General features: G+C 70.3%; 23 protein-coding genes and 4 pseudogenes. 11 read left to right on the forward strand and 16 right to left on the reverse strand.

The window, feature by feature from the left end; all coding sequences use genetic code 11:
• Positions 1-139: 139 nt before the first annotated feature.
• A complete protein-coding gene (locus tag ACFC1R_RS30580) occupies positions 140-751 on the forward strand; it encodes an SUKH-4 family immunity protein (RefSeq protein ID WP_375944107.1) in 612 nt (203 codons plus the stop codon).
• A gap of 6 nt (positions 752-757) precedes the next feature.
• Here ACFC1R_RS30580 and ACFC1R_RS30585 read toward each other — a convergent pair whose 3' ends face one another.
• Complete coding sequence (locus ACFC1R_RS30585; protein ID WP_375944148.1) at positions 758-1,285, reverse strand: transposase; 528 nt, start codon at positions 1,283-1,285, stop codon at positions 758-760.
• 41 nt (positions 1,286-1,326) lie between these two features.
• Positions 1,327-1,821, reverse strand: coding sequence for a winged helix-turn-helix domain-containing protein (locus ACFC1R_RS30590; RefSeq protein ID WP_375944109.1), 495 nt, complete (start codon positions 1,819-1,821; stop codon positions 1,327-1,329).
• Positions 1,822-2,064: 243 nt separating this feature from the next.
• Here ACFC1R_RS30590 and ACFC1R_RS30595 point away from each other — a divergent pair, with 243 nt between their 5' ends.
• The 8 genes from ACFC1R_RS30595 to ACFC1R_RS30630 all read left to right on the forward strand — a co-directional run bounded on the left by ACFC1R_RS30595 (position 2,065) and on the right by ACFC1R_RS30630 (position 7,004).
• Entirely contained in the window at positions 2,065-2,388 is a 324-nt protein-coding gene (locus ACFC1R_RS30595) for a plasmid stabilization protein (RefSeq protein WP_375944111.1), read from the forward strand.
• A gap of 317 nt (positions 2,389-2,705) precedes the next feature.
• Complete coding sequence (locus tag ACFC1R_RS30600; RefSeq protein ID WP_375944113.1) at positions 2,706-3,167, forward strand: hypothetical protein; 462 nt, start codon at positions 2,706-2,708, stop codon at positions 3,165-3,167.
• Entirely contained in the window at positions 3,164-3,469 is a 306-nt protein-coding gene (locus tag ACFC1R_RS30605; RefSeq protein ID WP_375944115.1) for a monovalent cation/H+ antiporter complex subunit F, read from the forward strand. The genes ACFC1R_RS30600 and ACFC1R_RS30605 overlap by 4 nt, the downstream gene beginning before the upstream one ends.
• 36 nt (positions 3,470-3,505) lie before the next feature.
• Positions 3,506-3,826: a monovalent cation/H(+) antiporter subunit G gene (locus ACFC1R_RS30610; RefSeq protein WP_375944117.1), complete on the forward strand. Its 321-nt coding sequence runs from the start codon at positions 3,506-3,508 to the stop codon at positions 3,824-3,826.
• Positions 3,823-4,092 (forward strand): Na(+)/H(+) antiporter subunit B, encoded by a 270-nt coding sequence (locus ACFC1R_RS30615; RefSeq protein ID WP_375944119.1) that lies wholly within the window; start codon positions 3,823-3,825, stop codon positions 4,090-4,092. Before ACFC1R_RS30610 ends, ACFC1R_RS30615 begins: the two co-directional genes overlap by 4 nt.
• On the forward strand, positions 4,089-4,838 hold the full coding sequence (locus ACFC1R_RS30620; RefSeq protein ID WP_375944121.1) for an MnhB domain-containing protein: 750 nt from the start codon (positions 4,089-4,091) through the stop codon (positions 4,836-4,838). Before ACFC1R_RS30615 ends, ACFC1R_RS30620 begins: the two co-directional genes overlap by 4 nt.
• Entirely contained in the window at positions 4,838-5,185 is a 348-nt protein-coding gene (locus tag ACFC1R_RS30625) for a sodium:proton antiporter (protein WP_375944123.1), read from the forward strand. Before ACFC1R_RS30620 ends, ACFC1R_RS30625 begins: the two co-directional genes overlap by 1 nt.
• Before the next feature lie 4 nt (positions 5,186-5,189).
• Positions 5,190-7,004 (forward strand): complex I subunit 5 family protein, encoded by a 1,815-nt coding sequence (locus ACFC1R_RS30630; protein WP_375944125.1) that lies wholly within the window; start codon positions 5,190-5,192, stop codon positions 7,002-7,004.
• A 64-nt stretch (positions 7,005-7,068) separates the two neighbouring features.
• Here the strand turns inward: ACFC1R_RS30630 and ACFC1R_RS30635 are convergent, their stop codons facing one another.
• The 12 genes and pseudogenes from ACFC1R_RS30635 to ACFC1R_RS30690 form a co-directional block, all read right to left on the reverse strand.
• Positions 7,069-7,767: a DUF998 domain-containing protein gene (locus ACFC1R_RS30635; RefSeq protein WP_375944127.1), complete on the reverse strand. Its 699-nt coding sequence runs from the start codon at positions 7,765-7,767 to the stop codon at positions 7,069-7,071.
• A 95-nt stretch (positions 7,768-7,862) separates the two neighbouring features.
• Complete coding sequence (locus tag ACFC1R_RS30640; protein ID WP_375944129.1) at positions 7,863-8,921, reverse strand: SDR family oxidoreductase; 1,059 nt, start codon at positions 8,919-8,921, stop codon at positions 7,863-7,865.
• 77 nt (positions 8,922-8,998) lie between these two features.
• A complete protein-coding gene (locus ACFC1R_RS30645) occupies positions 8,999-10,780 on the reverse strand; it encodes a glycoside hydrolase family 15 protein (protein ID WP_375944131.1) in 1,782 nt (593 codons plus the stop codon).
• The gene (locus tag ACFC1R_RS30650) at positions 10,777-11,913 is read right to left on the reverse strand and encodes an enolase C-terminal domain-like protein (protein ID WP_375944133.1); all 1,137 of its coding nucleotides are present in this window, start codon (positions 11,911-11,913) and stop codon (positions 10,777-10,779) included. Before ACFC1R_RS30650 ends, ACFC1R_RS30645 begins: the two co-directional genes overlap by 4 nt.
• On the reverse strand, positions 11,910-13,667 hold the full coding sequence (locus ACFC1R_RS30655; RefSeq protein WP_375944134.1) for a GMC family oxidoreductase: 1,758 nt from the start codon (positions 13,665-13,667) through the stop codon (positions 11,910-11,912). The genes ACFC1R_RS30650 and ACFC1R_RS30655 overlap by 4 nt, the downstream gene beginning before the upstream one ends.
• Positions 13,664-14,332, reverse strand: a complete 669-nt coding sequence (locus ACFC1R_RS30660; protein ID WP_375944136.1) for a gluconate 2-dehydrogenase subunit 3 family protein — start codon at positions 14,330-14,332, stop codon at positions 13,664-13,666. Before ACFC1R_RS30660 ends, ACFC1R_RS30655 begins: the two co-directional genes overlap by 4 nt.
• A gap of 2 nt (positions 14,333-14,334) precedes the next feature.
• Entirely contained in the window at positions 14,335-14,907 is a 573-nt protein-coding gene (locus ACFC1R_RS30665; protein WP_375944138.1) for a hypothetical protein, read from the reverse strand.
• Positions 14,904-16,712 carry a thiamine pyrophosphate-requiring protein gene (locus ACFC1R_RS30670; protein ID WP_375944150.1) on the reverse strand — a complete coding sequence of 603 codons (1,809 nt, stop codon included), beginning with the start codon at positions 16,710-16,712 and terminating at the stop codon, positions 14,904-14,906. The genes ACFC1R_RS30665 and ACFC1R_RS30670 overlap by 4 nt, the downstream gene beginning before the upstream one ends.
• A 384-nt stretch (positions 16,713-17,096) precedes the next feature.
• Complete coding sequence (locus ACFC1R_RS30675) at positions 17,097-17,840, reverse strand: metallophosphoesterase (protein ID WP_375944140.1); 744 nt, start codon at positions 17,838-17,840, stop codon at positions 17,097-17,099.
• Entirely contained in the window at positions 17,837-18,094 is a 258-nt protein-coding gene (locus ACFC1R_RS30680; RefSeq protein ID WP_375944142.1) for a hypothetical protein, read from the reverse strand. The genes ACFC1R_RS30675 and ACFC1R_RS30680 overlap by 4 nt, the downstream gene beginning before the upstream one ends.
• The gene (locus tag ACFC1R_RS30685; protein ID WP_375944144.1) at positions 18,081-18,704 is read right to left on the reverse strand and encodes a nucleotidyltransferase family protein; all 624 of its coding nucleotides are present in this window, start codon (positions 18,702-18,704) and stop codon (positions 18,081-18,083) included. The genes ACFC1R_RS30680 and ACFC1R_RS30685 overlap by 14 nt, the downstream gene beginning before the upstream one ends.
• A 701-nt stretch (positions 18,705-19,405) precedes the next feature.
• Positions 19,406-20,000 (reverse strand): annotated as a pseudogene (locus ACFC1R_RS30690) (type 1 glutamine amidotransferase domain-containing protein).
• A 783-nt stretch (positions 20,001-20,783) separates the two neighbouring features.
• On the opposite strand from ACFC1R_RS30690, the gene ACFC1R_RS30695 reads away from it, so the two are divergent.
• On the forward strand, positions 20,784-20,939 hold the full coding sequence (locus tag ACFC1R_RS30695; RefSeq protein ID WP_231591446.1) for a DUF6131 family protein: 156 nt from the start codon (positions 20,784-20,786) through the stop codon (positions 20,937-20,939).
• 176 nt (positions 20,940-21,115) lie between these two features.
• Here ACFC1R_RS30695 and ACFC1R_RS30700 read toward each other — a convergent pair.
• A pseudogene (locus ACFC1R_RS30700) lies at positions 21,116-21,361 on the reverse strand (SDR family NAD(P)-dependent oxidoreductase); the annotation flags it as partial.
• A 71-nt stretch (positions 21,362-21,432) separates the two neighbouring features.
• Between ACFC1R_RS30700 and ACFC1R_RS30705 the strand changes: the two are divergent.
• Positions 21,433-21,803: pseudogene (locus ACFC1R_RS30705) on the forward strand (helix-turn-helix domain-containing protein); the annotation flags it as partial.
• Positions 21,804-22,391: 588 nt separating this feature from the next.
• On the opposite strand, the pseudogene ACFC1R_RS30710 reads toward ACFC1R_RS30705, so the two are convergent.
• A pseudogene (locus ACFC1R_RS30710) lies at positions 22,392-22,575 on the reverse strand (hypothetical protein); the annotation flags it as partial.

Genomic DNA, 22,575 nt, shown 5'->3' on the forward strand with positions numbered 1-22,575 from the left:
ACACAAGCGACTTCTGCCTCCCAGCCGCCAACCCCACCCTGGCGGACCGTCAGACTGCGTCCTTCCCACAGCGCATCCGGCGCTCGCCACGGCCTCCGAGGCCACTGCTGCCGCCCCGCGAGCAGGATGCCGACGCCGGATGGCTACTGAACTTGAACTCGTGATGTCGGGGTCTGCCGCGCGGTGGTGGGGCCCGGCTCGCGGCTTTCCCATGACGCGGGAGTATGAGGATGATGTCCGCGTGATTCGAGACCTGCCGCCGTTGCCGTTGCCCCAGTATGTCGTGGTCCGTATCGGCTGCTCACCAGAGGTGCCCACCGAGATCGCCGCCGATCTGCGGCAGATCGGCGTACCAGCAGGGCTGATCGGCTACGAGTACCAACCGCTGACCGAGGCGGCAGTCCTCGGTGGGATTGGCGAGAGCGGGGTGGTCGTCTTCGGGACCAGCGGTCTGTTTGGACTCATCGCCATCGATGTGGCTTCGCGCCGCATCGTGCACATCCCCACAACCAAGTCTTCGACCACCAATCACGTGAACAGGGACCTCGGAGCCTTCCACCGGTGCGTCGCGGCCACTATCGCCCGCTTCCCGTTCTACGAAGAAGGCGAGGAGGACAGATTCGACGAGGCGGCGGACGACCTTCGCGAGCTCCTCGCTACCCTCGATGGCACCGCGCTCGCACACAACGGGCTATGGGAGACCCTGTGTGACGACGTCGCGATGGGCGACTACGCGAACTGGGAGGACTGAAGCACGTCAGCCCTCCAGTATCAGACCCGTGGCCGTCAGGCAGCCGTCGACCAGCTCCGGTCGGTACTGGATTCTTTTGAGGCGACGCTTCACGGCTCGGGTGATCTGGCTGAGATCCGCAGCGGCGAGGTTGCCGATGTCGCGTTTGACCAGCGACCAGACGCCCTCCTGCGGGTTCAGGTCCGGGGCGTAGGTCGGTAGCTGGAAGACGGTGAGCCAGGCGGTGTTGGCCGCGAAGAACTCCCGCAGCGGCGAGACCAGGTGCATGCGCAGGTTGTCCCACACCAGGACGATCGGGCCGCCGAGCTGGGTGTGGGCACGGACGATCAAGTCGCGGTAGTCCTTCCAACCGAAGCCCTTCGGTTCGTCCTTGCGTCCCCGGTACTCGCGGATCGCGTAGATCAGACGGGACCGCTCGCCGGGCTTGTAGCAGGTCATCCCCGCCATGGAGACCCGACCCGAGCCGCGCCCGCGCACGCGGACGACCGGGGTGATGCCCTGGCGGCCCCAGGTCCTGGCACGCGGCGGCGTCATCGACTGGCCGGCTTCGTCCTCGAAGACCACCCAGGCGTTGTTCACCGCCGCGGTGCTCTTACCCGTGGCCAGACCTCCCGCTTCCACAGCTCCACCGCGTCGTCGTCGCGTTCGATCGCGCGCCGGGCGGGCTGCTGCCAGGACCAGCCGTGCCGCCGCAGCAGTCGCCACGTGCCCTCCACGGTGTACGAGACGTGGAACAGGCGGCCGATCAGCGTCTTCACCCGGGCCAGCGTCCACCGCTGGTCGGCCCACCCGTGGGCCAGCGGGCCGCGCTCCAACTCCCGCTCCAGCCGCTCTATCTGTATGTCCGACAGTCGGGGCCGGCCGGGCGATCCCTTCGATGCCACCCCGGCCAGGCCCTCCTCACGCCACTGGCGCCGCCAGCGTTCCACCGAGCGCTCCGAGACACGCAACCCGGTAGCGATCTCCCGGTTCTTATCGCCAGCCTCGAAGCCAGCCACGGCCTGGAGCCGGACCCGCTCCCGCGCGGTCCTCCCGGCGTCGGTCAAGCCGCCACCCTGCGGATATCTCACACCACCAGGACTACCGAAGCCACCCGCACGCTGTCCGGCAAACAGCCCGACATCACCCGATCAAGTTCAGTACCTGAGCCCACGGCCTCTCCTGCGCTCCGCAGGGTGGCTCCGCGCGGGGCGTCCGACATCACCCGGCGCCGAATGCCCGGCGGCCCGCCCGAGGCGCTCGCCGGTGCGATGCTGCTCGAATGAGCGCACTGTAGCGACTACCCGCACCCAACCGAGAGAAGGATGCGTGACATGCCCCGTGGATCGAGCCCCAAGCGTGAGCGTCAGTACGAGCACATCAAGGAGAGCCTGCTGGAACGCGGCAGGGACGAGGACACCGCCGAGGAGATCGCCGCTCGGACGGTGAACAAGGAACGGGCCAGGCACGGCGAGTCGAAGACCGCCAGCCGCACGTCGTTGGAGGACATCTCCTCCGGCCGACGTGGCGGGCTCAGATCCCACAGCGGAGCGCAGGGCCCCACCTACGACCAGCTCTACAACGAAGCCCGGCAACGCAACATCAAGGGCCGGTCGAAGATGAACAAGAGGCAGCTCGCCGACGCACTGGGCCGTTGAGCTCCGCCCCGGATCCCGCCCCCGGGCAGACAGCAGCCCAGCTGCCAACCACGCCGGGTCCCGGGCGAGTTCGGGTCCACACGGGGCCCGGCGACGCGCATGAGCGACCGCTGCGGGGGTAGGCGAGCCGCCGGACGCGAGAGGGCGTCATCGAGAGCCCGGAAGCCGGACCCAGCGCACCCGGACGCCTGCGCCCCGGCGCGGCTGGGCCGTCGGAGTGATGTCCGGCGCGGCGGCCGTCCGGGGAACGGGTCGCCCCGGTCCCCGGGCCCGAAGAATACGGGCGGTGGCCGGGCGACACGAGAAGGGTGGGTGCGATGCGTGGCGCGGTGACGGAGGTGGCGTTGTGGAGCGGCGTGCTCGTGATCATGACCGTGATGCTGATCAGTTCGGTGTCTCCCGTCGAGCTGGTGGTGGCGGCGGTGACAGGCGTGGGTGGCGCACTGTGCGCTCGAAGAGTTCGGTTGGCCGCGCAGGTGAGCGTCACCGGATGGCGCGGGGCGTGCCGCGCCGTGCTGCTGCTGCTGCCCTTCGCCCTCCTCCGGGGCTGCAGCGTCCTGTTGCGCTCTCTGGGCCGGCGGCGCGAAGCACCGGACGTGTGGCAGCTGGTCCGACTCCACGACGGCACGGACGCGGGCTGGGCCGGCGTCCTCACCGCCGCGTCACCCGACACCTGCGTGGTGGACTCCCCCAGCAGCGGCGAGTTGTTGGTGCACGCGTTCCACGAGGGCGGCGGGCCGCTCCAGCGCGCCCTGGGCGACTCCGGGGAGGTCCGGTGAGCGCGTGGTCGGCTGCGGTGCTGGTGCTGTTGACCGGTACCGTCCCGCCCTGCCTGTGGCAGGTGGCGCGCGGCAGGACTGTGTGCCGCCTGGCGGCCGTCGCTCTGCTGGGATCAGTGGCCGGGGCGGTGTTCCTGGTGCTTCCCGAGGGATTCGAACGACCGGCGTACCAGGATCTGGCGCTGGTACTGGCGGCGCTGTCACCCGCAGGAACGCTCGTCTTCACCCGGTTCGTGTGCGGCGAGGGTCACGAGGAGGAGGGCGGCACCGAACCCGGCCGGAACGGGCTTCCTGACCGCTGAATGCCGGCAGTTCACCTACGACCCGAGGATGGCGTGATGGCAACTGGTCATGTGATCGCTCTTGTCCTGCTGTGGGCGGGCACGGGATTCGTCCTGCTGTCAGCGGCGGCTCTGCTCCTCCTGCCAGGCACGTTCCGCAAACTGCACGCGCTGGCGCCCGCGTCCTGCCTGGGTGTACCGCTCGTCGCCCTGGCGGTGGCCGTCGACCAGGGAGCGAGTCGTGCAGCCGTGAAGACCCTGCTGATCGGGATGCTCCTGGCCGTGGGCGGCACCGTCAGCACCATCGCGATCGGGAAGGCGTCCCTGGAGGCCGAGGGACGCTCTGCGGGACGGGCGGACGGGTGGGCAGAGCGGTGACGGGCGCGCTGATCGGAGTCTGCCTGCTCTTCGTGGTGGCGGCAGCGACGTTGGCTGTGCTGTGCCGGGAGCCGGTGCGGCAGGCGGTGGCGCTGGCAGCACTGGGACTCGGCCTCGCCCTGCTGTTCACCGTCCTCCAGGCGCCCGACGTGGCCCTGTCCCAGCTCGCAGTGGGCACCGCGCTGACCCCGCTGCTGATCCTGCTGACGGTCCGCAAGGTCAGGCGCAGACCCGCTGACGCCCGCGATCACGGGGACCGCGAGTGACGGCCCGCGTCCGCCTTGCACTGTTCGCGCTCGCTGCGGCCGTGATCGCGGGGTTCCTCATCGCCGCCTGTACCGAACTGCCGCCCTTCGGGACGGACGTCCACCCGTACGGCGACCGTGCGGTGGCGGCGGCACTGGCCCACCGGACGGCCAACGTGGTCTCGTCGGTCAACTTCGACATCCGGGCGTTCGACACGCTCGGTGAGGAGTCGATCCTCTTCGGCACGGTCCTCGGCGCGACGCTGCTGCTGCGGACGGCCCGTGACGAGCACCGGGGCCGGCCCCGGCCCGAGCGGGTCCTGCCCACCACCCGCCTGTTCGGTGCAACCCTGCTGCCGGTCACGCTCGTCGTCGGGGTGTACATCGTCGCGCACGGGCAGCTCAGCCCGGGCGGCGGCTTCCAGGGCGGCGTCGTACTGGCCACCGCACTGCACCTCGCCTACGTCGCCGCCGACTACCGGGCGCTGGAGCGGGTGCGGCCACTGACCGTACTCGATGTCGCGGACTCCCTGGCCGCCGCGTCGTTCACCATCCTGGGTCTGGCCGGACTGGCCGCCGGGGGCGCGTTCCTGGAGAACGGGCTTCCGCTCGGCACGTTCAACCAGATCACCTCCGGCGGTCTGGTCCCACTGTTGAACGCGGCCGTGGGGATCGAGGTGGGCTCGGGCCTGATCGTGCTCCTCGCCCATTTCCTCGACCAGGCCGTGGAGATCACCGAAGCCCAGCACAAGGAGCAGCCGGGTTGATGCGTGTTCTGCCGTTCCTCGCCGCGGGGTGGGTGCTCCTGGTGGCCCTCTACGGGCTTGTGACCAGCCGTAACATCATCCACGCGGTCGGCTGCCTGGCCGTCGCCCAGTCGTCCACCTACCTGATGCTGCTCGGTGTCGGCTACCGACGCGGCGGTACCGCCCCGGTGTTCAGCGATATCGCCCCGGGCAGCCGCCCGGTGGTCGATCCGGTGGTCCAGGCCCTGGCGCTGACCGATGTCGTGGTGGGGGCGACCGTCACCGCTCTGCTCCTCGCCCTGACCATCCAACTGCGCAAACGCCACGGCACGGTTGATCCCCAACAGCTCACCGGCCTGAGGGGCTGACGCCGTGACAGCCGCGGAACTCCTGCCACTGGCTGTGGCAATCCCGCTGCTCGGGGCGGCTCTCCTGGCAGTGGCGGGACGCTGGCTGCCAAGGGCCGGCGCCGACCTCCTGGCCACCGCAGTGGCCGTTGCCGACCTGGTGTGCCTGGCCCTGCTGTGGCCGCTGACCGGCCACTACGCCACGGCGCAGCTCGGCGGCTGGTCCGGCCGGGTGGGCATCGTGCTCGCCGCCGACCCGATCGGTGCGGGACTGGCGCTTCTGGTGGCCGTGCTGGTGCTGGCCGCAGTTGTGTACTCCTGGTGCTACTTCGAGGAGCCCACCGGCGAACACACCGGCGTCTTCCCCGCGCTTCTGCTGCTGTTCGAGGCGGGCATGGTCGGCTTCGCCCTGACCGGCGACCTCTTCAACGCCTTCGTCTTCTTCGAGCTCATGGGTGCCTCCGCCTACGCCCTGACCGGCTACCGGATCGAGGATCCGCGTCCCCTCCAGGGCGCCCTCACGTTCGGTATCGTCAACTCCTTCGCCGCGTACTGCTCCCTGCTCGGCATCGCCCTGCTCTATGCCCGCACCGGAGAGCTCAACTTCGCCCACCTCGGCGAACAACTCGCAACGCGCAGGCCGGACGTGCTCGTCAGCATCGCCTTTGTCCTGGTGGTCACCGCTCTCCTGGTGAAGGCTGCGATCGCCCCGTTCCACTTCTGGCTTCCCGACGCACACGCCGTCGCTCCGACGCCTGTGTGCATGCTGATGTCGGGGGCCATGGTCGAGCTCGGCGTCTACGGCACCGCCCGGGTGTACTGGACGGTCTTCTCCGGGCCGGGCGGCATTCCCCACTCGGCCTTCCGGACCACCTTCGCAGCACTGGGCGTCATCACCGCACTGCTCGGCGCCCTGATGTGCTGGCAGCAACGGCATCTCAAGCGGATGCTCGCCTTCTCCACCATCAGCCACGTGGGCCTGTTCATGATCGGTGTCGCCCTGCTCAGCCGCGACGGCGTGGCAGGGACCGCCCTCTACGTCGCCGGGCACGGCTGTGCCAAGGCCGCCCTGTTCGCGTTGACCGGGATCCTGCTCGACCTCTACGGCTCCGTCGACGAGCACGGTCTGCACAGCAGAGCCCGCCCCCTGCGGCTGGTCGGCGTGATGTTCCTCGTGGGTGGCCTTGCGTTGGCGGGCCTGCCGCCGTTCGGCACCGGCCTCGGCAAGGCGGTCGCCGACGAGGCGGCCGGCCACTGGCAGGGCTGGCTGCCCGCCGTGTTCGTCGCCACGTCGGCGGTCACCGGGGGCGCCGTGCTGCGCGCCGGTCTACGGGTCTTCTGGGGCGCGGGCCCGGTGCCGAGAGAACGGCCGGGTGAGGCGGAGACGACCGGCGAGGGTGAGGAACCGGAGGTCCGCTCCCCCCAGCGCCCGGTGCCACGGCCGATGCTCGCCGTCCCGGCGGCGCTGCTCCTACTGTGCGCGCTTGCTGGCAGTGTGCCATCGGTTGCAGCCGCCATGGCGCACGGATCAGCCCTGTTCACCGACCGCTCGGCCTACGCCTCGGCCGCGGCCGGGGCCAGGGCCATGGCCGGGGCCGCACCGACCGGCGGCGGAGCCTGGACCGGGACCGGCATCGCGCTCGGACTGCTCTCCGCCGTCCTGGCAGTCCTGGCCGCCACCGCCGCCGTACGGCTCCGGGCGGCTCCGAGCCTCCGACATCTGACCGCACGCATCATCGCTCCGCTGCGCCGATTGCACTCCGGCCTGCTGGGCGACTACCTCACCTGGCTCGCCGTCGGTATCGCCGCACTGTGCCTCGCCATCACAGCCCAGTCCTGACCGCCGTGCACCGGCGATGGACGACGCCGGCCAAGGGCCGCGCCGGACCGGGGAATCCGCGGCCCTACCAGGAAAAGTACGGCATGGACCGGTCGACGCAGCTGCGGCGCAGTCCTGCTCCTGCCGCCCCGAGGGTGGTGTCCGATGCCGTGGCGGGCAGATCCGACAGGTCGGCCGACGGTCGGGACTTGTGAAGTGCAGTGGCCAGGAGAGCGAACCACAGGCCCACCAGGACGAGATGCAGCCGTTGGGGCACCCCCTGCCAGCCGGGATGGCCGAGCAGTGGGCCGACTGTGGCCACCGCGCTCACCAGGGCACACGGCAGCAGCCTCGGCCCCCAGCGGCCGACCAGGGGGAGGACCGGCCGCTCGGTGCGGGCCGCCAGGCTGAGCAGCGTCATCGAGGCGAAGAGAGCGAAGTGGACCAGCCCGCTGGTCACGGTGTGCCAGCGGTGCACGGCCTGGCAGCCGTGCGACACCGAAGGGGCGCAGCTCATCGGGAGAGCGACGTCGGCTGCAGAGAAGATGCCGAAGGCGGCCAGGAACCCCCAGCCGGTCCGGGCCCAGTGGCTGCCCGTCCGGTCGTGTGCGAGGAGCCCGGCGGTTGTCACCAGAGCGGCACAGGTGAGCTCGATCGTGCTGAACAGCACCCGGAACGGCTGATCGGCCGCGTAGAGCTCACTGACATAGGAGTGCCGCGGGTCCAGGCCCGTGGGCAGGGTGAACTCCAGGAGCCAGTCGTTGTAGAGCGCTGCCGCGAGCACCAGCAGCCCGGCAGCCCAACGGTTGCGGCGGCTTCGGCGGTTACGCGGTACGGCTGGAAACCGGCGCGGGCGGCCGGCCCCTGGTCTTGGCGGCATCACCGGCGAGCGCGCTTGCGGGCGGGGGCGTACCGCAGCCTGGAGCCGCCGCAGTGCCCCTGCGGTCGCCTGCGCCGCGCCATGACCGCTGCGAGGGCTCCGGCGAGGAGCGCGGTAGCGAGGGCCCGATGGTGGGAGAGCCACAGCTGGGGAGCGTGTCCGTGGGCCCGGTCGTCGAAGATTCCGTGGGCTCCGTGGTCATGGCCACCTGGTCCGTCGAGGGGCTGCCAGAGGTTGTCGGGCCGGCCAGGAGCGGCCTTGCGGTCCGTCTGCTGGGCGGCGAAGCCGGTCCGGGCGAGGTAGCGGTCCAGGAGCGCGGGCGCGATCTTGTTGCCGACGATGGTGGCGACGGTGGAGCTTCCGACGAGATACTCCTTGCGGCGGGGGTGATCCACGGCGTACGCGACGCCCCGGGCGGCGACCTCCGGTTGATAGATCGGCGGCACCGGCTGCGGGCGGTTGGGAAGCCGGGACAGAACCCAGGAGAACTGCGGTGTGTTCACGGCGGGCATCTGGACCACGGTGATGTGCACGTTGCTTCTGGCGTGCAGCAGCTCCGTGCGGATGGAGGAGGTGAATCCGTTGACGGCGTGCTTGGCTCCGCAGTACGCGGACTGGAGCGGAATAGCGCGGTACCCCAGGGCCGAGCCGACCTGCACGATAGTGCCCGCGTCCCGGGGCAGCATGCGGGCCAACGCCACCTGGGTGCCGTGGACGAATCCCAGGTAGGAGACCTCGGTGACGCGCCGGAACTCGTCGGGCCCGATCTCGTCGAACGGCGCGAAGACCGAGGTGAAAGCGACGTTGATCCACACGTCGATCGGCCCGAAGGCCTCCTCGACCGCGGCCGCGGCGGCCTCGACCTGATCGTAGTCGGCAACATCGGTGGGGAGGGCCAGTGCCCTTCCGCCTGCCTCCTCGACCTCTCGCGCCGCAGCGTCCAGACCTGCCTCGCCCCGGGCCAGCAGGCCCACGTCCGCGCCCCGCCGTCCGAAGAGCCGGGCGGTGGCACGTCCGATTCCCGCACTGGCGCCGGTGATCACAACGGTCTGAATCACGGATCTTCCCTTCCCTCGTTGGGGGTGGCGCGGATCGTCCCGGCCCGCGCGTTTACTTGTGGTGGAGATGAGACGGCTCAGGGCGAACCACCTCCCGATGCCAGACGGACGGCACATTCCAGCATCAGCGCGTGGACGAACGCCTGGGGAAGGTTGCCACGCAGCTGCCGCTGCGCGATGTCGTACTCCTCTGAGTAGAGGCCCGTCGGCCCGCAGGCCGCCCGGTTGCGTTCGAACCAGCGGACGGCTTCCAGCTCACAGCCCTGCTGGAGTTCGGCCAGCGCCATCACGAAGCCGCAGAGCACGAACGCGCCCTCGGCTTCTTCCAGCGGCCGCTCGTCCTGCCGGAACCGGTAGGCGTAGTGGTCCTGCGTCAGCTGCGCGGTGTACATGCGGAGGGTCTGCACCGTTCTCGGGTCATCGGCTGCAAGCGCGCCCCGGATCGGTGGGAGCAGCAGCGCGGCGTCGAGTTCCGGGTCCTGCGGTGAGCGCTGCCAGTGGCCGGAGGGGTGCAGACTGTGCGCTGCCGTGTCGGCGGTGATCGTGTCGGCGAGGCTGATCCACTGCGTGGCCTGGCGGGCTGGTGCACCTGCTTCGGCGATCGCGCGCAGTCCTGCGGCGCAGATGAGACGGCTGTGGGTCCAGGCGCGGTTGTCCAGTTCCCATATCCCGGCGTCCGGCCGCTGCCAGTGCCGACGGATTGCCTCGACGGCGATTTCGGCCGCCTGCCGGTCGTCCGAGGCGAGGCGGTCGAGGCGGGCTGCGGAGCTGAGCAGCAGCAGCGCTTCACCGAAAGTGTCCAGCTGGAACTGTTTGTTGACGTGGTTGCCGACGATGTCGTAGCCGCCGGGGTAGCCGGGCAGGTCGAGCTTGCGCTGGTCCGGGATCGGACGGCCGGTGGTGGTGTAGGCGGGAGCGAGATTCGGTCCGTCTTGGTGGAGACGTGCCGTCACGAAGCGTACTGCGTCGTCCAACAAGGGGTGTGGACCGTCGGCCGCGATCGCCTGCCCGGCGTAGCACTGGTCGCGGATCCAGACGTAGCGGTAGTCGTAGTTGCGTCCTTCCTCCGCGCGCTCGGGCAGGCTCGTGGTGGCGGCCGCGACCATGCCGCCGCCGCTGGCGGTCAGGCTGCGCAACACGGTATAGGCCTGCCGGGCATCGCGAGGGGCGAGGGTGTTCTCCAGCACGGGTACGGCATCGGCCCAGGCCGCCTGCGTGGCCCGCCACGCCCGGTCGGGGTCCACCGGTTCGCCGAGCGGCTGGTCGGAGATCTCCAGGACGAGGTCGTAGTGGTTTCCGGCGTCCACGAGGAGGTCCATGGCCCACCGGGGCGATCGGTACCCGTCCGCCTCGGTGAGACTGGCCCGGCTTGCACCCGAGAAGCGGAAGTGGAGACCGTCGGAGCGAGCGGTCCACACCCCCTTCCCGTCACGCGCCGGCTCGCCCACGGGGGCCTTGCCGAATCCGGGTGCCAGCTCCAGGACCACGTGCAGGCGGGCGGGGCCGTCCACTGCGGTGATGCGCCGCAGTATGACCGCGCGGTGCTCGTCGCCGGGGAAGGCCAGGGCTTCGCGGCACTCCAGGATGCCCGCTTCCGTGGTCCACCGGCTGCGCCAGATCATGGTGCCGTCTTCGTAGTAGCCGCCCCAGACGAAGCGTCCGACCGGGGTGACGGCGTATGCACCTGCGCCTCCGACGAGGTTGGAGAACACAGCGTCGGAGTCCCAGCTCGGCGCGCACATCCAGGCGATGTCGCCCCGGGGGCCGATGAGTGCACCGCGCTCGCCGTCGGCGAGCAGGGCGTAGTCACGCAGGGCGTAGAGGGGGAAGGCGTTGCCTGACGGGGTGTCGGCGATCACGCCGTCCCCCCGTTCCGCAGGGGGACGCGGTAGCGCTCGGCGCGGTCGTGGCGCAGTTCGAGGCCGAGGCCGGGTCTGCCGTCGGCGCCAACGGTGAGGGATCCGCCCGCAGGGTCGAGGGCGCCGTCGAAGAACAGCTGCTCGATCCGGACGTGGTCGTGGAACCACTCCAGGTGGCGCAGGTTCGGCACGGCAGCGGCCGCATGGGCATGGGCGTGCGGGGCGCAGTGCCCGGAGATGTCCAGGCCCAGGGCCTGGGCGGTGGCGGCGGCGCGCAGCCAGACGGTGACGCCGCCGCAGCGGGTGATGTCAGCCTGCAGGCAGTCGACGGCGCCGGCGGTGGCCATCCTGGCGAAGTACGGGAGGTCGTAGCCGTACTCGCCGGCGGCGACGTCCGGCTGGACGGTGTCGCGGACCTGGCGCAGTCCCGGCAGGTCGTCGGAGGAGACCGGTTCCTCGAACCAGCTCACGCCCAGATTGGCCAGGGCCGCGCCGATCCTGATTGCCTGTTTGCGGGTGTAGCCGCCGTTGGCATCGACGTAGAGTTCGGCGTCGTCTGCGATCGATGCACGGGCGGCACTGGTCCTGGCGAGGTCGCGCGAGGTGTTGTGTCCCCAGGACTCGCCGATCTTGATCTTGACGCGGGGGATGCCCTGTTCCCGGTTCCAGTGGCGTAGTTGACGCTCCAGCTGCTCGTCGGAGTAGGTGGTGAATCCGCCGCTGCCGTACACCGGCACCTCCTGGCGGGCCGCGCCGAGCAGACTCACCAGGGGAAGGCCGAGGAGGTGGCCCTTGAGGTCCCACAGGGCGATGTCGACGGCGGAGATCGCTCCGGCGACCAGCCCTGGACGGCCGGCGTTGCGCACGGCGCGGCTCATCGCCTCGTTGGCGCCCGGTACGTCCAGGGCGCGTCGACCGACAACGGCCTCGGCGAGCTGGTCGGTGATCACCTGTGCGGTGGCGGCGGCCCCATAGGTCCAGCCGAGTCCGTTCACGCCGCCTGCGAAGACCTGGGCCAGCACCATGGTGGTGGAGTTCCAGGCAAGGGTGCCGTCGGCTTCGGGGGCGTCGGTAGGGACGGTGTACACCGAGACCTCGATGCGTTCGATCGCGGCGTCCTGGCCCAATGTCATCGCGTGGCCTCCGCACGGACCGGGGCTCGCAGACCGGAGCGGGCGCCGCCGATGAGTCGTCGGGCGGCTCGGTCCACCAGGGCCATGATGGTCAGCGCGGGGTTGGCACTGCCCTGGGTGGGGAACACACTGCCGTCGGTGACGAGCAGGTTCGGAATGGCGAAGCTGCGCAGGTCGGCGTCGACCACGCCGTGCTCGGCGTCGCGGCCCATCCGGCAGCCCCCAACCAGGTGCGCGAACCGTTCGATGGTGATCACCTCGGTCGCGCCCGCCGCGTGCAGGATGTCCTCCATGACGCTGCGGGCGGCCTTCATCAGCTGCCGGTCGTTGTCCACCATGCTGTAGGACATGTCGGCCACCGGCAGGCCGTACCGGTCCTGTTCGGAGGCGAGCGTGATTCGGTTGTCGGCTGCGGGCAGGAACTCGCACAGGGCCCCGAGCGTCGCCCAGTGCACATAGTCGCGCATGTAGGCGCGCAGGTCCTCGCCCCAGTGGCCCTGCGCGGTGACATGCTCGGCCCAGGTGATCGGCAGGGGCGAGACGGTCTGGATGGAGAAGCCCCGCCGGTAGGGCTTGGTCGGGTCGCTCTCGTAGTACGCCTCGCTGGAGACTTCCGGAGGCGGGGCCTTGTGCATCCGGATCTCCTCCACGAAGCGTCCGGCGGTCTGCGGCGCGCCCTGCACCATCAGGTAACGGCCGACCAGGTCGTGGTCGTTGCACAGGCCCTGGGGGAAACGGCGGTTGGCGGAATTCAGCAGGAGCCGCGGGGTTTCGATCGAGTACCCGGCCACCGCGACCGACCGGGCCCGCTGGAGGTGTTCACGCCCCCGGTGGAAGTAGCGCACGCCGGTGGCGAGGTCTCCTCGCGGATCGGTTTCGATCCGGCTCACCATGCAGTCGGCGCGGATCTCGGCGCCGTGGGCCAGCGCGTCGGGCACGTGCGTGATCAGCGGCGAGGCCTTGGCGTTGACCTTGCAGCCCTGCAGGCAGAAGCCCCGGTAGATGCAGTGCGGGCGGTTGCCGAACCGGCCGTTGGAGATCGCCACCGGGCCGACCCTGGCCTCGATGCCGAGAGCGGCCGCCCCGCGCAGGAAGATCTCGCCGTTGCCGCCGACGGGGTGCGGCGCCTGCGGGTAGGGATGTGGGTCGCCCCAGGGCCAGTACTGACCCGCCACCGGCAGCTCGTGCTCGATGCGCTCGTACGAGGCGCGCAGGTCGGCGTACGTCAGCGGCCAGTCGGCGCCGATTCCCTCGCTGCTGAGGGTACGGAAGTCGCTGGGATGCAGGCGGGGGGTGTAGCCGGCGAAGTGGACCATCGAACCGCCCACGCCCCGGCCGGAGTTGTTGGACCCCAGCGGAACCGGGTCACGGCCTGAGATCACCCGGGGCTCGGTCCAGTACAGGTGGTGGGAGCCGGCTTCGTCGCTCACCCAGTCCGTGTCGGGGTCCCAGAACGGGCCCGCTTCCAGGCACACCACCGACCATCCGGCGTGAGCCATCCGCTGAGCCAGCGTCGCGCCGCCGGCTCCGCAGCCGACGATCACCAGGTCGACCTCGTCGCCGTCCGGGTAACGGCGCATTTCGTCGATCAGCGTGTGGTCGAAGCGCGAGCCGTCGTTCGGCAGCAGCCAGGCCGAGGCGTTGCGTTCGCGCACCGTACGGAAGGAACCGGTGCTCTCGCGCAGCGTCTCGTATCCGGCCTTGGCCCGCGAGTGGCGTCCGGTGTCAGGACCTGTCTGGCGACGTCGTGTCATGAGTCCCTGTCCTTCCGGCCGGTGGCTTCGACCGGGTCGGTGGGCGCCTGGTCGGGAGCCTCCCAGCGCTCCCGCAGACCGATCCCGAGGCGGGCGTAGCCGCGCGGGTAGGCAGGGCCGCCGAAGCCGATCTCGTTCCAGGCCCAAGGGTGCGAGTAGAAGGCGGTGCAGGCGTAGCGGGTCCACAAGCTCCATACGTGGCCGGCCGGTATGTCGTGCCAGCTCTCGCCGCCGAGGTCCTGGACCGCCTGGATCAGGTCGGACTGTCGGCTGCGGGTCAGTTCGGCGAAACCGGCGCCTCCGAAGCGCTCTCCTGCGTCCTGGTCGAGCGCGTGCAGCGATCTGCGCCATGCCTCGGCGTCCTCGGGCATTTCCTCATAGCGCCAGCCGTCGCTCTGCAGCTCCGCCAGGCGGGCGTCGACCATCTGCAGGACGGCAACCTTCGGCTCGTCCCACTGGGCCAGCAGCTGGTCGAAGAGGGATCCCGCGATCGCCTCCTCGGCCGGGGTGAAGAACCGCAGGGCCGGCTGGAGGCTGGTTCGGGCGAGCACCACGCCGGCCGTGGTCTGGTCCCAGGTGTCGGCTTGGGAGAGCACGTCGAAGCCCGGGAAACGGGGGTTGCTGCCGCCGGCTGTGGTGCCGCGGGGGCGGGTGGGCCCGGCCACGGTCACTTCTCCCGACGCAGGACGGCGGCCAGCAGGCCCATGCCGCCGACCATGCTCATCAGGAGCGGGGCGAAGAGCGGCGGGCCCATCTCGATGTTGTAGCGGGCCATCGACCAACCGCCGGGCTTCTGGGCGATTCCCCTGACGTGCAGGTACGTTCCCTGCAGGCCGTTGGCGAGGATCGCCGCCGAGGCGATCGGCAGGGCGGTCCTGGCCATCCGTGCACTGCGGTAGCCGGCCACCCCGGCGGCTGTCCCCAGCGGTCCGAGCAGGACCGGGAGCCACATCATGCGGTTGCCGAATCCGGCCCGGTCGTGTTCGAGGTAGATCTCCGCGCAGGTGATGGCGGAACCAGCGGCGGTGAGCAGCGAGAGTGATCGCTCGAACCTGCCGTGGCGTACGTTGCGCACCAGGCGGTCCAGCACATAGGGGGCGCTCTGCCGGGAGGCCGTGTGCCCGGGCGTGAACCATTCGAGGAGCTCCCGGGGCCGGCTGGTGAGGCCACCGGACAGCTGCGGCTCGGGGCGGGCGCCGTGCGGGAGTTCGGCGAAGCGGCGGGCCAGGGACTTCCTCACTGCTCCTCCTGGGTACCGGGGCGGTTGCGGCGGCCGGGGAGGAACTCCTGGATCTTGGCTTTCACGCCCTGGCGGATCATGCCCGCGCGATCGCTGTCGCCGTGCAGGATCGCGGAGGCGGCGGCCTGGATCTGGTCCAGGGTGGCGTGGGGCGGGATCGGCGGCACGGCCGGGTCGGTGCGGAAGTCGATGACAAACGGCCGGTCGGCGGCGAGCGCCTGCCGCCAGGCCGGCTCGACCTGGTCGGGCTTCTCGACCCGCACCCCGTGCAGGCCGACGGAGACCGCGAAGTCGGCGTAGCGCACGTCCGGCAGGGCCTGGGAAGGCTCGAACTGCGGTGCGCCCTCCATGGCCCGCATCTCCCAGGTGACCTGGTTGAGGTCGTGGTTGTTGAGGACGGCGACGACCAGCCGCGGGTCGTCCCACTCCTGCCAGTACTTGGCGGCCGTGATCAGTTCGGCGAGTCCGTTCATCTGCATCGCCCCGTCGCCGACGATGGCGATGGCGGGCCGGCCAGGGTGGGCGAACTTGGCGCCGATCACATAGGGGACGCCCGGGCCCATGGTGGCCAGCGTGCCCGACAGTGAGCCGCGCATGGTGCCCCGCATCCGCAGGTGTCGGGCGTACCAGTTGGCGGCGGAGCCGGAGTCGGCGGCCAGCATCGCGTTGTCGGGTAGCAGGCCGTCCAGGGTGTGGACGACGTACTCCGGGTTGACCGGGTCCGCGTCGACAGCGGCGCGCCGCTGCATCACCTCCCACCAGCGGGCGGTGTTGCTCTCCACGGTTTCGCGCCAGGAGCGGTCGGTCTTGCGCTCCAGCAGCGGCAGCAGCCGCGTCAGCGTCTCGTGGGAGTCGCCGACCAGGTTGATCTCGAAGGGGTAGCGCAGTCCGACCATACCGGGATCGATGTCGATCTGCACCGCCCGTGCCTGGTCGAACTCCGGCAGGAACTGCGTATACGGAAAGCTGGACCCGATCACCAGCAGGGTGTCGCAGTCCCGCATCAGTTCGTAGGACGGGCGGGTACCCAGCAGGCCGATCGATCCGGTGACATAGGGCAGTTCGTCGGACAGGGCGTCCTTGCCGAGCAGCGCCTTGGCCACTCCGGCGCCGAGCAGTTCGGCGACCTGCTCGACCTCGGCCCGGGCGCCGCGCGCGCCCTGGCCCACCAGCACGGCGACCTTCTGCCCCGCGTTGAGGAGCTCTGCGGCCCGCTGGATGTCCTCCTGCGCGGGGATCGGCGCGTACGGGGCCATGCCCAGGCTGGAGGGCACCATTTTGAAGGCGTGGGACGGCGGGGAGTAGTCGAGCTCCTGCACATCGGCGGGGATGACGATCGCGGTGACAGTGCGCTTGGCGTAGGCGATCCGCATCGCCCGGTCGATCACGTTGGGCAGCTGCTCGGGCACGGTCACCATCTCGCAGTACTCGGACGCGACGTCCTTGTACAGCGACAGCAGGTCGACCTCCTGCTGGTAGGAGCCCCCCATCGCGGAGCGGTTGGTCTGCCCGACGATCGCCACCACAGGAACGTGGTCCAGCTTCGCGTCGTAGAGCCCGTTGAGCAGGTGGATCGCCCCGGGGCCTGAGGTGGCGGCGCACACACCCACACGTCCGGAGAACTTCGCGTAGCCGACAGCCTCGAAGGCCGCCATCTCCTCGTGGCGCGCCTGGACGAACTTCGGCCGGTTGTCGGCCCTCCCCCACGCGGCCAGCAGTCCGTTGATGCCGTCACCGGCATAGGCGAACACATGGTCCACACCCCAGTCCCGAAGACGCGCGAGGACGTAGTCGGACACCTTCATCGACACGGATCCACCTCCAGGCTGCATACACGATCAGGAATGCGGGCTCAAGTTCGCTTCTGGCCTGCCGAGCGCGCCTAACCTCTCCTGCGATCCGCAAACCTCCGGCTACGGCAACCCCTCCGACCGGTAGCCGATATGACCGTCGGCAGGCGAGAGCGAGTCGGGTTGATCGAGCGTGCCACGCCGGGCACCGCCACGAACACCGACCAGGCCGCGTTGAGCAGGGTTCACCCGTCCAGCTCTGCGGCCGGCCAGGCGGACGCCTTGAACAGAATCCGCCGCACACTCCCGACGTGGAGCCACGGTGATGCCCGGGCCGCACCTCCCAATCGTCTTGGGGCCTGCCCGGGACTCATCGGTGACCGCGCGGTGGCCGGCTGTTCAGCGGGCGACCCGCGACGGGTGGAGTTCGTAGAGAGCGAACGCGTGACGGATGACGGGCTGGGCGACATTGCGGACATGGACTCCGCCGCTGGTCAGCCCTCGTTCGGTGCCAGCGTGGGCGTGGCCGTGCACGGCCAGGTCGGCGCCGCCCCCGTCGATCGCCTCGGCCAGCAGATAGCTGCCGAGGAACGGATAGATCTCCGGCGGTTCGCCGAGCAGCGTGTCCGCAACCGGCGAGTAGTGGGTGAGCGCCACCTTGACGTCGCAACCGTCCAGTCCCGCCAGCGCGGCGCCGAGACCATCCGCCAGACGGCGTGAGCACCCGATGAAGGCCTTCATCTCCGTCTCGCCGAACTCACTGCCGCAGCGGCCCGCGAACCCGCCACCGAAGCCCTTCGTCCCCGCGACCCCGAGTGTCAGCGACCCGGCAGACACGGTCGCGCCGCTGCCCTCGAGTACCGTCACGCTGCCTTCTGCGGCCAGCACCTGGGCCACCGAGGCCGCCTGGTCCGCATGGTGGTCGTGGTTGCCGAGAACTGCCAGCACCGGCAGCCCGAGGTCCCGCACCTCCCCGGCGACCACCCGAGCCTCCTCGGCAGTCCCGTGGCGGGTCAGGTCACCAGCCAGCAGCAGGACATCGGCCTCGTCGGCCAGGGCTTCGTACGCGGGCCGGAGCAGGCCCCGGCTGTCCGGGCCCAGGTGGATGTCCCCGACGGCTGCGACCCGCACGACACCGGTCATGAGATGGCCTCCGAACACCCGGGGGCGGTGGAGGCCACCACCGTCACATCAGTGTGCACCGGCGAGTCGGGGAGCTCGTCGGCGATCACGGCCAGCAACTCATCCCGGCACGCCGACGTCGAGACCACGGCGGTCACGACGATCGTGTCGCCGTGCGCCTCCAATCGCACGCCCAACTCGGCCGTACCTCCTTCGGCGAGACGCCGTTGGAGCCGGCCGATCCGGTACTCGGTGAGCTGTTCAGGTGCGCTCATCGCCCGACACCTCCCCGGTGGCACCCGCAGGGGCGACGACGTCGAGCCGTTCGAGCAGGAAGAGGAAGGCCTCGGGCATCGGGCCGCCCTGTGCCTTCGCGCGGACGACGTCCCAGTCGATGCGTTCCCGCAGCGTCCTGGCGATCGGCAGGACCGCACCGAAGTCGCAGTGGTGCTCGGAGAACGCGCCGATCAGGCTGGTGAGAAGGTCGGTGGGCGCGAGCACCGGCATGCGAACCGAGTCGACGGACAACTCGTCCGCGCGCTCCAGAAGCTCGGGCGTCACCGGTTGGTCGGCGAGCTCGAAGATGAGGTCGACCAACTGCCCCTGGCACTCGGCCTTGACCAACCAGTCCTCCGGGGGCTCCCAGACGCGGATCCCGGCCCGTCCCAGCAGCTCTGCGATGCTCTCGGCGTCCTCTTTCAGGATGCAGAAGTCCGCGTCGTGCAGCGAACGCCTCGGCACGCCCTGCGCGTACGCGGCCACGCCCCCCGCCAGGGCGAAGCGCCGCTGGTCGCCCTTCAGTACACTCGCGAGCTGTTTGGTCGCGTCGAGCACGGCCTGCGAGCTCTCCCGCTCTCCGCTCTCCGGTGACGGCTGTGCAACCACGGTGCTGGCTCCTCTCCTCCGGTGCGCCTCGTACGCCTCGCACAGCCGCCGCGCCAGCCCTGCTCACCGCCGATGCCGGCCTGTGACCGATCGGCGCCGGACCGCAACAGCGCGTGCGGATCCCTCCATCACGCGCCGTTGCGGCAGCATGCTGTCACCATGCGGCTCCTCGTTATCTCACTGAGCCGTCTGTCCAGATCGCCACTGATCACACATACGGAGGCCCGGCGGGCCTTCTCAGTCCAGGCCCCCGCTCGGGTACCGCTTGCGGTGACCCGAGCGGAGCGGCAGCTGGGCTACCCCTGGCCGTGCCGGTGCCCATCACTCGCGCGACGGGGAGCCCGAAGCAGGTTCAGCGAGCCGAATGCATCAGGATCTGATGATCAGTCAAGTTTAGTGTGCAGGACCGCCTTTCCTGCGTGGACGGCGTAGCGGCGTTGGCCGGGCGATCCGATCCCACACCGATGCCAAATTCCCGAGGTGACTGGTCCAGGTCGGCGACAACGAGCTGCGGCTGTTCCCGCCCCGGGCCGAGAGGCCCTCGCCGCCTGCACCGCGGGGCCAGGGTCGTAGCCTGAGCGGCGCACGTTCTCGTCGAGTCGGTAGGTGAGCCGTCACTCGGTACGTGAGCTGTCGAGCCGTGCGGCGGCCGGGCAGAGGCCGGGGACTTCGAGCACGGGGTGGCCCCCGGCGTACTCGGCTCAGCTCCCGCCTGTGCCGAGCACGCCGCCCTTGGCGAACTCGGTGACCAGGGCTTCGCCGAAAGCCGGCAGGTCGTCCGGTTTGCGGCTGGTGACCAGCACGTTCGGCCCGTCCGCGCAGACCTGGACCTCCCGGTCGGCCCAGTGAGCTCCGGCGTTCTCCAGATCGGTACGGAGGATCGGCCAGGACGTGAGGGTCCGTCCGCGCACCACATCCGCCTCGATCAGGGTCCACGGCGCGTGACAGATCGCCGCGACCGGCTTGCCGCCCGCGAAGAACGACCGGACGAAGGCGACAGCCGTCGGCTGCGTGCACAACTGGTCGGGATTGGCGCCCCCCGGGCAGTACCAGGGCGTCGTAGCCGTCGGCCGCAGCGACGCCGCCCGCTGGCTCGTCGTCCAGGACGGCGTCGGCCGGGAAGGTGTCCGCGCGATCGAGGCGATTGAACGCCTGGATCCGGCCGCCCTCGGTGGACACCAACCGGGCGGTCCCTCCGGCTTCCTCCACCGCCTGCCACGGGTCGCTGAGTTCGGCCTGTTCCACCCCTTCGGGGGCGACCAGGAGGGCGATGACCTGTCCCTGCGGGGAGACCATGATGACCACTCCATATCGGTTGGGAGCCCGTACGGCCTATGGGCGCCTTGCCGCTCACCGGCGGACGGAACGGGCAGCCGACTGGAGCTAGAGGCGGAGGCGGGCCCGCTCGGGACAGCACGGATCGCCATCGTGCTCGTCCCCTGGGCCGAGCACACCCTGGCCACCTCCGACGAGCACTCGCTCCGCGGGCCCATCGCCCGTCCTGAGGGTCCCGCTACCTGCTCCTGCACCTGCGCAACCGGCACATGCTCGCCCGCTCCGCCACTCGCGGAGGCCAGGAGGGGGCGGCAGGACGCTGACTCCCTGTCCGGAACCGTGTAAGTCAGGGATTCAGGACAACCTCGGTCCAGCTGTCCTCGCGGGCGTCGAAACGCTTGTACCACCTTGCCGCTGATGACGATCAGGTAGCGGCCGGTCGGTGGAGCGGGCTGTGGTGAAAGAGTTTCGGCCAGGTCGGTGTTGAGGTTCGGGGCAGGTGTTGGCCGCCTCGGCCGGCAGGTCAGCGCTCCCGCTGATCCGCCCCGTGCCGGGTCCGGGCGACCCTCCCGCGGGCGCGGTCGGCGCAGCACGGTACAGGGGTGGGGATGAAGCGCCTGCCGACCGCGCTCTGTCAGAAGGTGCACGCAGGCTGGTCCCGACCATCGAATCGGAGCGAACGTTCGCGCCTCTGCCTCCTCACCCCCCTGTGTGAGGAGGCAGATGAGATTGCTGCGCGTTGCCGCGGAGGCGGCTGAGGACAAAGATGGAAGAAGAGCATTTCGCGTGAGATCGGAGGACATCATGATCGTCCTCGGGGTAATCCTGCTTATCGTCGCATTCCTTGTGAAGATCTCCTTCCTATGGATCATCGGGATCATCCTTGTCGTCGTCGGGCTGATCCTGTGGATCCTGGGGGCTGTGGGCCATGAGGTCGGCGGCCGTCGGCACTACTGGTAGAAGCGCGGCACCCGGACACACGTGAAGCCGCACGCGCACGTCGGCGGAAGAACGGGCGGCCGCATTTCGCCGGTGCTCGGGCGGCAACCGTGGCGGGCGGTCACGCGGATCCGGACGCCGACATCACACCAGGGCACCGGCGTTCCGTCCCAGGAGAAGAAGCCGCCAGTGGGGCCGTCGTCCAGCAACAGGGCCAGGCGGAGTGCACCCTGGGCGGCCTCGGCCTGCGCGATGCCGTCAGGATCTCTCACGTCGAGGATCAGCAGGCGGGCACCGGCGCCGATCTCTTCGACGGCCCGCTGTCCGCGCCCAGGGCCGCGGGCGCGGACGTACACGGTGAGGCCCTCGTCGGCGAGCAGCCGGGCGATATCCCTGCCAATGCCCTTGTCGGCACCGGTGACCAGAGCTGTGCGCTCGTTCATGGCAACCGCGCTTCCCTGATCGTGGGTGCCGCGCCAGGGACAGCCTGTACCAGGCAGTGGGAGGAGGCGACGTGGCACGGCAGGAGGTGGCCCACTACCTGCGGGACCGCCGGGCGGCCCTGCGTCCGCACGAGATCGGCTCGGCGGCGACGGGCACCGCCCGCCGCACACCGGGCCTGCGCCGCGAAGAGGCGGCGGAGCTCGCCCACATGTCGGACGACTACTACACGCGGCCGGAGCAGGCCCGGGGGCCGCAGCCGTCGGCTTGAATCCGGGACGCGCTGGCCCGCGCCCTGCGGCTCACGCCGGCCGAGCGCAACCACCTGTTCCGGTTGGCGGGATCGAACGCGCCGCCCGGCATCAACGTGTGCAGCGGGTGCGCCCGCACGTGGCTCGTATGCTGGAGCGGCTGTCGGAGACCGGTGCCATCGTCACTGATTCGGAGATTCAGCGATACGGTAGCCGGCACCGAGCCTGGTTCGCAGTACAGGCAACCCTTGAGCGCGAAGCGAACGGCGCCTCGGTGCAGGGCGGTTGACCATCCCCAACCATTCTCCCCGAGACTGGCGGTTTCCTTTCGTGTCGCTCATCCTGACCACCTCCGGGCGCCACCAGCTCAAGAAGATGGCCCACGGTCACAAGCTCCCGCATCAAGACCGGTGGCGCGCAACCATCGTGCTACTGGCTGTCGATGGGCGCTCCAGTTCCCGGGGTATCCGCGCAGACGCGGCTGCATGTAGACACGGTGCGCACCTGGCGGGGCAGGTTCGCCACCCGCAGCCTGGCCGGTCTGGCGCACGCTCCGAAGACCTCCGCCAAGCCGTCGTGACCGCGTGGCGCGCCGGTGTCGCCCCCCGAGGTGATCGCCGCCGACAGCGGCCTGGACACGGCGACAGTGAACCGTTGGATCGCCATCGACGACCTGCGGGACCACGCGTAGACGCAACTGCCAAATGCCTCGGCGTCAACAGCCCCGCCCTCACCCGACCGTCTACCCGCCCCAGAGCAGCTGACCCCGCTCGATGAGCGCTCAGGTATGCAGGTAGCTGTTGCAGCCGTCGTGGCCGACGGCGCTCACGTCATCGAACCGGTAGCGGAAGTGCACACGCTGGTCGGCAGGCAGACTGACGGTGATCGCGCGGGTGCCGTTCTTTAGGCGTCCCGGCAGCGGGCCGTCCTCGAGGTGTCGGTCGGGTCGCCCGGGGGAATCGCCC

The organism is Kitasatospora sp. NPDC056138, from assembly GCF_042264695.1.
Taxonomy (GTDB): domain Bacteria; phylum Actinomycetota; class Actinomycetes; order Streptomycetales; family Streptomycetaceae; genus Kitasatospora.

Excerpts from the sequence above, each read along its gene's own strand:
- ACFC1R_RS30580 (WP_375944107.1), top strand. The coding sequence starts at position 140 with ATGGCTACTGAACTTGAACTCGTGATGTCGGGGTCTGCCGCGCGGTGG.
- ACFC1R_RS30680 (WP_375944142.1), bottom strand. The coding sequence starts at position 18,094 with ATGAGCGCACCTGAACAGCTCACCGAGTACCGGATCGGCCGGCTCCAA.
- ACFC1R_RS30585 (WP_375944148.1), bottom strand. The coding sequence starts at position 1,285 with ATGACGCCGCCGCGTGCCAGGACCTGGGGCCGCCAGGGCATCACCCCG.
- ACFC1R_RS30675 (WP_375944140.1), bottom strand. The coding sequence starts at position 17,840 with ATGACCGGTGTCGTGCGGGTCGCAGCCGTCGGGGACATCCACCTGGGC.
- ACFC1R_RS30695 (WP_231591446.1), top strand. The coding sequence starts at position 20,784 with ATGATCGTCCTCGGGGTAATCCTGCTTATCGTCGCATTCCTTGTGAAG.
- ACFC1R_RS30625 (WP_375944123.1), top strand. The coding sequence starts at position 4,838 with ATGCGTGTTCTGCCGTTCCTCGCCGCGGGGTGGGTGCTCCTGGTGGCC.
- ACFC1R_RS30600 (WP_375944113.1), top strand. The coding sequence starts at position 2,706 with ATGCGTGGCGCGGTGACGGAGGTGGCGTTGTGGAGCGGCGTGCTCGTG.
- ACFC1R_RS30610 (WP_375944117.1), top strand. The coding sequence starts at position 3,506 with ATGGCAACTGGTCATGTGATCGCTCTTGTCCTGCTGTGGGCGGGCACG.
- ACFC1R_RS30595 (WP_375944111.1), top strand. The coding sequence starts at position 2,065 with ATGCCCCGTGGATCGAGCCCCAAGCGTGAGCGTCAGTACGAGCACATC.
- ACFC1R_RS30670 (WP_375944150.1), bottom strand. The coding sequence starts at position 16,712 with ATGAAGGTGTCCGACTACGTCCTCGCGCGTCTTCGGGACTGGGGTGTG.
- ACFC1R_RS30655 (WP_375944134.1), bottom strand. The coding sequence starts at position 13,667 with ATGACACGACGTCGCCAGACAGGTCCTGACACCGGACGCCACTCGCGG.
- ACFC1R_RS30650 (WP_375944133.1), bottom strand. The coding sequence starts at position 11,913 with ATGACATTGGGCCAGGACGCCGCGATCGAACGCATCGAGGTCTCGGTG.